Origin of the sequence: Streptococcus sp. 21.1 (assembly GCF_016648635.1) — a bacterium.
Lineage (GTDB): Bacteria > Bacillota > Bacilli > Lactobacillales > Streptococcaceae > Streptococcus.
Genome location: NZ_JACLQL010000007.1, coordinates 113410 through 121255, shown reverse-complemented (window position 1 = coordinate 121255; position 7846 = coordinate 113410). Strand labels below are relative to the sequence as shown.

The 7846-nt window shown below is 39.7% G+C and carries 6 protein-coding genes and 1 pseudogene; 6 read left to right on the top strand and 1 reads right to left on the bottom strand.

Going from position 1 to position 7846, the window contains the following annotated elements:
* Positions 1 to 510 precede the first annotated feature (510 nt).
* Positions 511 to 907: pseudogene (locus tag H7U01_RS06790) on the bottom strand (transposase); the annotation flags it as partial.
* Between the two features lie 599 nt (positions 908 to 1506).
* Between H7U01_RS06790 and H7U01_RS06785 the strand changes: the two are divergent.
* The 6 genes from H7U01_RS06785 to H7U01_RS06760 all read left to right on the top strand — a co-directional run bounded on the left by H7U01_RS06785 (position 1507) and on the right by H7U01_RS06760 (position 7816).
* Complete coding sequence (locus H7U01_RS06785) at positions 1507 to 2016, top strand: hypothetical protein (protein ID WP_037599221.1); 510 nt, start codon at positions 1507 to 1509, stop codon at positions 2014 to 2016.
* A gap of 138 nt (positions 2017 to 2154) precedes the next feature.
* Entirely contained in the window at positions 2155 to 4503 is a 2349-nt protein-coding gene (locus H7U01_RS06780; protein ID WP_073688541.1) for a cation-translocating P-type ATPase, read from the top strand.
* A 93-nt stretch (positions 4504 to 4596) separates the two neighbouring features.
* Positions 4597 to 4947, top strand: a complete 351-nt coding sequence (locus H7U01_RS06775) for a PBECR2 nuclease fold domain-containing protein (protein ID WP_070655470.1) — start codon at positions 4597 to 4599, stop codon at positions 4945 to 4947.
* Positions 4948 to 5539: 592 nt separating this feature from the next.
* The gene (locus H7U01_RS06770; protein WP_073688542.1) at positions 5540 to 5821 is read left to right on the top strand and encodes a chorismate mutase; all 282 of its coding nucleotides are present in this window, start codon (positions 5540 to 5542) and stop codon (positions 5819 to 5821) included.
* A gap of 76 nt (positions 5822 to 5897) precedes the next feature.
* Positions 5898 to 7253 carry an anthranilate synthase component I gene (trpE, locus tag H7U01_RS06765; protein WP_073688543.1) on the top strand — a complete coding sequence of 452 codons (1356 nt, stop codon included), beginning with the start codon at positions 5898 to 5900 and terminating at the stop codon, positions 7251 to 7253.
* Positions 7250 to 7816, top strand: coding sequence for an aminodeoxychorismate/anthranilate synthase component II (locus H7U01_RS06760; RefSeq protein WP_011226425.1), 567 nt, complete (start codon positions 7250 to 7252; stop codon positions 7814 to 7816). The genes trpE and H7U01_RS06760 overlap by 4 nt, the downstream gene beginning before the upstream one ends.
* Positions 7817 to 7846: the final 30 nt, after the last annotated feature.

Here is a 7846-nt window from a genome sequence, read left to right as displayed (position 1 = left end):
AAAAAAACTGCAGGAGAAAAAACGCTTTGCTAATAAAAGTGTTTTTGAATCCAGCAGTATTGCTAATTTACATATATTTCATAAAAACTTCTCCCCATTTTAAAGAGCGTCCCCTTTACTTACGCTCTATCCCCATCTTACAAATCAAAATATCGGTATGATAACCCTATCCCAATACCATATCATATAGTACCAAGCACCAACACGTAATCGTATAAAACTCTCCCCGAAAGAGTTGAAAGATTACAATCAAGTTGGCTTCAAGTTACTACTACCAATATTCCCTATTCATATAGACGCCATAATTATAACATGTTATTTTTATTTTTCAACCTTTTTCAATTTTTTATTATTTTAATGTATGTGACAACCATTATAATGAAGTCGTTTGAATTAAACACTCCTACTTAACAAATACTAATCAAATGATATTTATCTATATTTTAATAAATAATAGTTAAACACCCTTTGGCTTTTAAATGGATTTGCATAAAAAAATCAGAATTCCTATTAAAATTCTGATTCAGAATGAAGACAAACATCGTTTTTGATGCTTGTCTTTTTTTATATTCACACTTAATTCTCTCATAATCCAATAATATTGAGGTATTTGGATAAAATAACAGGTCTTTCCTACCATCATTTTTACCAATTTTTTGATATTTAGACATGCCAAAGTAAGCCCAACCTTATCTTCCATTTTGGACTTTCCTTTTTCTCTGGTATAACGCAAGTTATGATATTCTTTAGCTGTTCCGAATAAACGTTCTATCGTTTCTTTCCGATGTTGGTACCGTTCCTTCATCCCACTTTGATGACGGATATCTTCACAGATGTCTAAGGCATCTTTCCAAATATGACGCACAACAACTTTTTGGTGCTGGCGACTTTCAGTACAAATCGCTAACTAGGAGTACCTCATCAAATACCTTTTCTTTTATTATACTTCTTCGAAGCAAGACAAAGTCCCCAGAAGTATAACTTCTGAGGACTTTGTCTTCAATCTGAAAGAGGTATTTTTATACCTCTTTTTGTTCACTCTTCAATTATGCTGTCACTGTCCATTTACTGTCCTATAAAGTGTAAAATATATAGAAGTTGTTAAGTTTACTAGTAGTTAAATCCTTTAAAATCAGTATTTATGATGATAACAAGCCTAAAAAATTCTTGGAACAAGTTTTGCATGTTCATCATAATAGTTTCTAGATTCCTTTCATATCAAGGGCTTAGCCCTTGTTTCTTACTTTTTGATGCCTTAATTAGCCTTATAGAATAGGCAGTCAAAACCTCAACTATTATACTATGTTTAGCTTGATTGACAAAGTGGGGAGAAGTATTGGAGGAATTTGTTAAGACTTGATTTTTTCTTATTCATAAAAAATGTTAGAGCAATCACAAAGTAACTAATCCTTAAATTGTAAGACTTGTTAAAAATAGTGTACAATGGTTTATTGTTAATCTGGTCAAAAATTCGATTGGAGATAGAAAAAGAAAGAGAAGATGACAATGCGAAAAAGCAATATTTTAGGGATTTTTGTAGGACTATTTATAGGGCTGGTTACAGTCTTAGGAATGAGCCTATTTACTTTTTTTAATTTAAAATACCACTCTGTTTATTATGCTCAGCACATCCCTCATAAGGAGGGGACAGAGCCGGATATCGTTATGCTAATGGAGAATAATGGCTGGATTTATACACCGGAAATAGATGGTATTAGCTATGATGAGGACGGGTCGTACGCTATAACTAGAGAAAAAGGAACAGAATCGTCTGTATTAGATCTTTCAGGTGATACTCTATTCTTTTTCTCGGACTCAGGTGAAAGTTATATTTTTAATCGTAATTTTTCTATCCAAGATGCTTTTGACAAACGTTATCACAAGATAAAATATAATCAACGAAAAGTCCTAAAAGAAATTAGAGAGACCGTTCAACCTGTGATTGATGCTCAACCAAAACCATTAATCAACCTTCAATGGTTGTTTAATTTAATTTATCAAAGTAGGTTTAATTAGAGAATATAATTCTGCAGAATATTTTTGTTGGTTTTATTGGCCTGGATGACATAGTGGAAAAAGCGTGAGGGTTAATAGGTTTATTTCCTTGGTATTCATGACGGCTAACCTTTGAAAACACCTCATTTTTATGCTACTATGAAAGTTATGAAAAAACAGTTACAAGGCTTGACGCAGGTGGAGGTCAAGCGGCGGATAGATGCCGGTAAAACAAATCATTTTAAAGCAAAAACTGGCTCCAGCAATTGGGAGATTTTTAGGCGTAATGTCTTCAACTCCTTTAATGTGCTCAATTTTGCAATCTTTGTGGCCTTGATTGCTGTTCAGGCTTGGTCTAATCTTTTTTTCTTTGGGATTATTGTGCTTAATGCCTTTACGGGGATGATGACGGAGTTGCGTGCCCGTCGCATGATTGATAAGCTCAATCTCATGAATAAGGATCAGATTCGTGTGGTGCGTGATGGACAGCTTGTTTCTATTGATCCTAAGGACATTGTCTTGGATGATGTCATGCTCTTGTCTGCGGGTGAACAGGTTCCTAGTGATGCCGTGGTTGTTGATGGGATAGCCGAGCTTAACGAGGCCATGCTGACTGGTGAGAGTGATCACATTCTAAAGAAAGATGGGAAGGAGTTGCTCTCTGGTTCTTATCTTGTGAGTGGTCAGGTCTATGCCAGAGTCATTCATGTAGCCGAGGACAATTACGCCAACAAGCTCATGCTAGAGGCTAAGACTCATAAGCCAATCGTGTCCCGTATTCTTTATAATATGGACAAGATTGCTAAGTTTACGGGAAAGATTGTCATACCGTTTGGGCTTGCGCTCTTTTTTGAGGCTTACTTGATTAAACAGCTCTCCCTTCAAGAGTCGGTAGTTACCAGTTCGACAGCCCTTCTGGGAATGTTACCTAAGGGAATTGCCCTTTTGACTATTACATCTCTTTTGACGGCTGTCATTAAACTTGGGATGAAACATATCCTGGTGCAAGAGATGTACTCTGTTGAAACCTTGGCCCGTGTAGACGTGCTTTGTTTAGATAAGACAGGGACGATTACACAAGGAAAGATGACAGTTAAAGGTCTGGAACTACTGTCAGAGCGTTTTACGAAAGAGGAGTTGGAGCGTTTGCTTGCGGCTTATATGCAACATAGCAAGGATAAAAATGCAACAGCTCAGGCTATTCGAAATGCTTATGAGGGTCTGGAACATCATTATCAGGTAGGTGATGTTATTCCATTTTCAAGCGATCGTAAATGGGGTGCTGTGAGCGTTAATGGGCTTGGAACTCTCTTTTTGGGAGCACCTGAGATGCTTCTTAAGGAAAATCCCAAAGCAGTCGATCAGGCTCAGGCACGAGGGTCTCGTGTTTTGATTTTGGCTTGGAGTCAGTCAGGTGTTGATACAGAGACCATGACTTTGCCGAATGACGTCGAGGCTTTAACCTTACTTGAAATTGCCGATCCTATTCGTGAGGATGCTGCAGAAACTCTGGAATACCTGCGTTCAGAAGATGTGACCCTTAAGATTATTTCTGGTGACAATCCAGTGACGGTTTCTCATATTGCTCATCAAGCTGGTTTTGCCGACTATCAAAGCTATATTGACTGTTCTAAGGTCAGCGATGAGGAGTTGGAGGCTTTGGCTGAGGATACTGCGATTTTTGGTCGTGTATCTCCGCACCAGAAAAAGTTGTTAATCCAAACCCTTAATGCCAATGGGCATACGACAGCTATGACTGGTGATGGTGTCAATGATATCTTGGCACTGCGTGAAGCGGATTGTTCGATTGTTATGGCAGAGGGAGATCCTGCAACACGTCAGATTGCCAACTTGGTGCTTATGGATTCTGAGTTTAAGGACATTCCTGAAATTCTATTTGAGGGACGCCGTGTGGTTAATAATATTGCCCACATTGCACCGATTTTCCTCATTAAAACTGTTTATTCCTTCCTTTTGGGGCTTATCTGTATTGCCAGTATTGTTTTTGGTAAGGCAGAGTACCTCTTGGTCTTCCCTTTTATTCAAGTTCAGATGACTTTGGCGGGTCAATTTATTGAAGGTTTTCCACCATTTATTCTAACCTTCGAACGTAATATTCGTCCTGTTGAGAAACATTTCCTCAGACGTTCGCTCCAGTTGTCTATTCCTAATGCCTTGATGCTGGTTATCAGTGTTCTTATTTTCCATCTGTCTCAGGTCTATCTTGGCATGAGCAATACGGACATGCTGACGCTGTCTTACTATATGATGGGATCAACGGGTGTCCTTGCCGTTGTTCGTGCTTGTATTCCGTTGAATAAGGGGCGTGTGGCCTTGATTATCTACTCAGTCTTTGGCTTCTTGATTAGCTCTTACTATCTTCGAGATGTGATTGAGATTTCGACACTTAATAGCTATACCTTGCCAATCTATTTGGTCGCAATGGCTATCTGTACACCACTTTTCTTCTGGATTAGCTATAAACAAGGTGCTTTCCAAAAAGCATAAAGCAAAACTCGAGCTTGGTAACAGGCTTGAGTTTTTTGATAGCCGAACAGTAGGAACAGCCTTGATGTGTATGAGGTGTGGTACAATAGAAGCATGAAAATAGTAGGTCACTTGACGCCAAAAGTCATTAAAACTTTTGATTTGGACTACAAGCCTGGTGAAGAAATCACGCTGTCTGCACAACGTAAGAAGCATATGGAAAAACATCGCCAGGAATTCAGTGATTTTGATGCTACCTATGAACGGATTCCAGAGATTATTGCTCATCCGGACTATATCGGTCGCCATCCTAATGGTCAGTCCTTGGAGTACATCAAACGTATTGATGGTAATGTTTTGGTAGCGGTCAGATTATGTGATAAACTTAATGTCCGTACCATGTTTGTGATTAAAGATTCTAAGCTGAAAAACTATCTAAATGCTGGTAGAGCTAAGAAAATGTGATATAATATAGTTAAGAAGTAACAACGAGGGCGGAAGAGGCAGCCGCCGCACCTTCGGGTCTGAAAGAGATGCAGGACTGTCACCCTGCCGTTGTTTATCAAACCAAGAAGTCCCTTTGGGGGCTTTTTTATTTTGTGTAGCTTAGGGACAAGACTATCTCACTTTCTGGATTAGGGATAGACGAATCCTATAGGAGAAGAATTGTCAAAATTAACAGAAAATTCTTGACATCTTTTTTAAAAAGAGTACAATAGTTAGTAAATCAGAAAGTAACTGGTCTTAGATTTTCAGGGAGCCTGCGGTGATTGTGAGTAGGTAATCGAGATGAGTGAACATTGGGCTGATTGGATGATAATGAGAAGGTAACACATATTCTTCTCGGTTGGCACCCCTTACCGTGCAACTCCTTGTTAGAGGAGATAGAGATGATGGTCGTTTTTTTGAGACCATTAACTGAGGTGGTACCGTGTTAAACTAGATTTAATGCCCTCACAGAGTTTTTCTCTGTGAGGTTTTTTGTTTACTTTTATCTTTAAAAGTCTATTTACCTTAAAGAAGTATTATTTCATTATTCAATGAAAGGTTGGGTATTATGGATGCATTAAACGATATTCGAAGTGATATTGATAATATTGACAGACAGTTAATTCGACTCCTAGCCCAACGTCAAATACTTGTGGAAAAGGCAGGGCGGCTGAAGCCCAAAGGAGATAAGTCCGCAGTCCGGGCGAATGATCGTGTTGCTCAAGTCATAGCTAACCGTCGCAAGGAGGCACTAGAGCTTGGCTTGTCACCAGATGTGGCTGAATGTGTTTGGCGAAGCATGATTCAAGCCTTTATTGCTTTGGAAGAGAAAGTGAATAAAGAACAATAACGGTGCCGATACATCCTATAAAGGAGTCCTGTATCAGTCTTATTACTCTCGATAAACCAGTTTGAAAGGAAATACTATGAGAAAAATTTTACCAGCCGATACCTTAACACCAATCTTGGCTTATATGCGTGTTCAGGGGGAACATAAGGTTATCCTTGAATCTATTCCTCGTGAGAAAGAAAATGCACGTTTTTCTATTGTTGCCTACAATCCGGTCTTTGAAGTAACCTTCAAGGATGGTGTTCTTTATGAAAATGGTAAGGCGATTGATCAGGATCCTTTCGAATACTTGGACCAAGTAACAGTCAAGGGCATAAAGTCTGACCTACCTTTCGCAGGTGGTGCTATCGGGTTTGCAGGCTATGATATGATTGGTCTGTATGAAAATATCGGTGAGATTCCTGAAGATACGATTGGAACACCTGATATGCATTTCTTCATCTACGAGTCTTATTTAATTTTTGACCACAAGAAGGAAAAGGTTTATGTGGTTGAGGACAATATCTACTCTGGTCGTGACAACGATGCGGTGCGTCAGGCTCTTGGTCAGGTGGTAACGGACCTCCAGACTCAGGCGCCAAACGAGTTTACACCTCAAGCCTTACAAGCCTTGCAATTTTCAAATCATATCGAAAAAGAGGTCTTCATGGATATGGTAGCTAAGGCTAAGAAACTCATTCGTGAGGGAGATATGTTCCAATGCGTGCTTAGCCAACGCTTTTCAGCGGACTTTGAGGGGGATCCTTTGGATTACTACCGTAACTTGCGCGTGACCAACCCATCAAACTACCTTTATTTCTATGATTTTGGAGATTATCAGGTGATTGGTGCTAGCCCAGAGAGCTTGGTTTCAGTGAAAAATGGAGAGGTGGTCACCAATCCGATTGCTGGAACTCGCCCTCGTGGTGCCAATGAGGCTGAAGACGTTGCTTTGGCGGATGAACTCTCACATGACATCAAAGAAACTGCGGAACACCGTATGTTGGTTGACTTGGGGCGTAATGATATTGGTAAGATTGCTAAAAATGGTACGGTCAAGGTGACCAAGTATATGGAGGTTGAGTATTTCCGCTATGTGATGCACCTTACCAGTGTGGTTAAAGGGCAACTCTTGCCTGAATTGACAGCACTAGATGCTCTAAAATCAACTCTACCAGCTGGAACCGTGTCAGGAGCGCCTAAGATTCGTGCTATGCGTCGTATCTATGAGCTTGAGCAGGAAAAACGTGGTATTTATGCGGGAGCTATTGGTTATCTGTCTGCGACAGGAGATATGGACTTTGCCATTGCGATCCGTACCATGATTCTCAAAAATCAAAAAGCCTATGTTCAAGCAGGTGCAGGTGTTGTTTATGACAGTGTTCCTGAAAATGAATTTTACGAAACGATTAACAAGGCGAAAGCTATGACAAGAATAGGAGATGCCCAATGATTTTATTAGTTGATAACTATGATTCTTTTACCTATAACTTGGCACAATACCTAGGGACATTTACAGAGGTAAAGGTCTTGCGTAATGATGATGAGAAGCTCTATGAAGAGGCAGAAAAAGCTGACGGACTAGTCTTTTCACCAGGTCCAGGTTGGCCGGCTGATGCGGGTAAAATGGAAGCCATGATTAAGGATTTCGCTGGTAAAAAACCGATGATGGGAATTTGCTTGGGGCACCAGGCTATTGCGGAAACTTTTGGTGGTAAACTCGGCTTGGCTAAAAATGTCATGCATGGCAAGCAAAGTAATATTACTTTTGAAACGCCATCGCCAATTTTCAAGGATATTGACAATGATGTCCCAATCATGCGTTACCATTCCATCGTTGTTGACCAAATGCCAGAGGGCTTTGATGTGACAGCTATCACAACTGATGATCAAGAAATCATGGCCATTCAACATAAGGAGCTACCTATTTACGGTTTGCAATATCACCCAGAAAGCATCGGAAGTCCAGATGGGCTTAAGATGGTTGAAAATTTCGTAAAAATCGTTGCAGGCTAGTTGGACAGTCTTTGGACTAGATTTGTCTAC

Excerpts from the sequence above, each read along its gene's own strand:
- H7U01_RS06785 (WP_037599221.1), top strand. The coding sequence starts at position 1,507 with ATGCGAAAAAGCAATATTTTAGGGATTTTTGTAGGACTATTTATAGGG.
- H7U01_RS06780 (WP_073688541.1), top strand. The coding sequence starts at position 2,155 with ATGAAAGTTATGAAAAAACAGTTACAAGGCTTGACGCAGGTGGAGGTC.
- H7U01_RS06775 (WP_070655470.1), top strand. The coding sequence starts at position 4,597 with ATGAAAATAGTAGGTCACTTGACGCCAAAAGTCATTAAAACTTTTGAT.
- H7U01_RS06770 (WP_073688542.1), top strand. The coding sequence starts at position 5,540 with ATGGATGCATTAAACGATATTCGAAGTGATATTGATAATATTGACAGA.
- trpE (WP_073688543.1), top strand. The coding sequence starts at position 5,898 with ATGAGAAAAATTTTACCAGCCGATACCTTAACACCAATCTTGGCTTAT.
- H7U01_RS06760 (WP_011226425.1), top strand. The coding sequence starts at position 7,250 with ATGATTTTATTAGTTGATAACTATGATTCTTTTACCTATAACTTGGCA.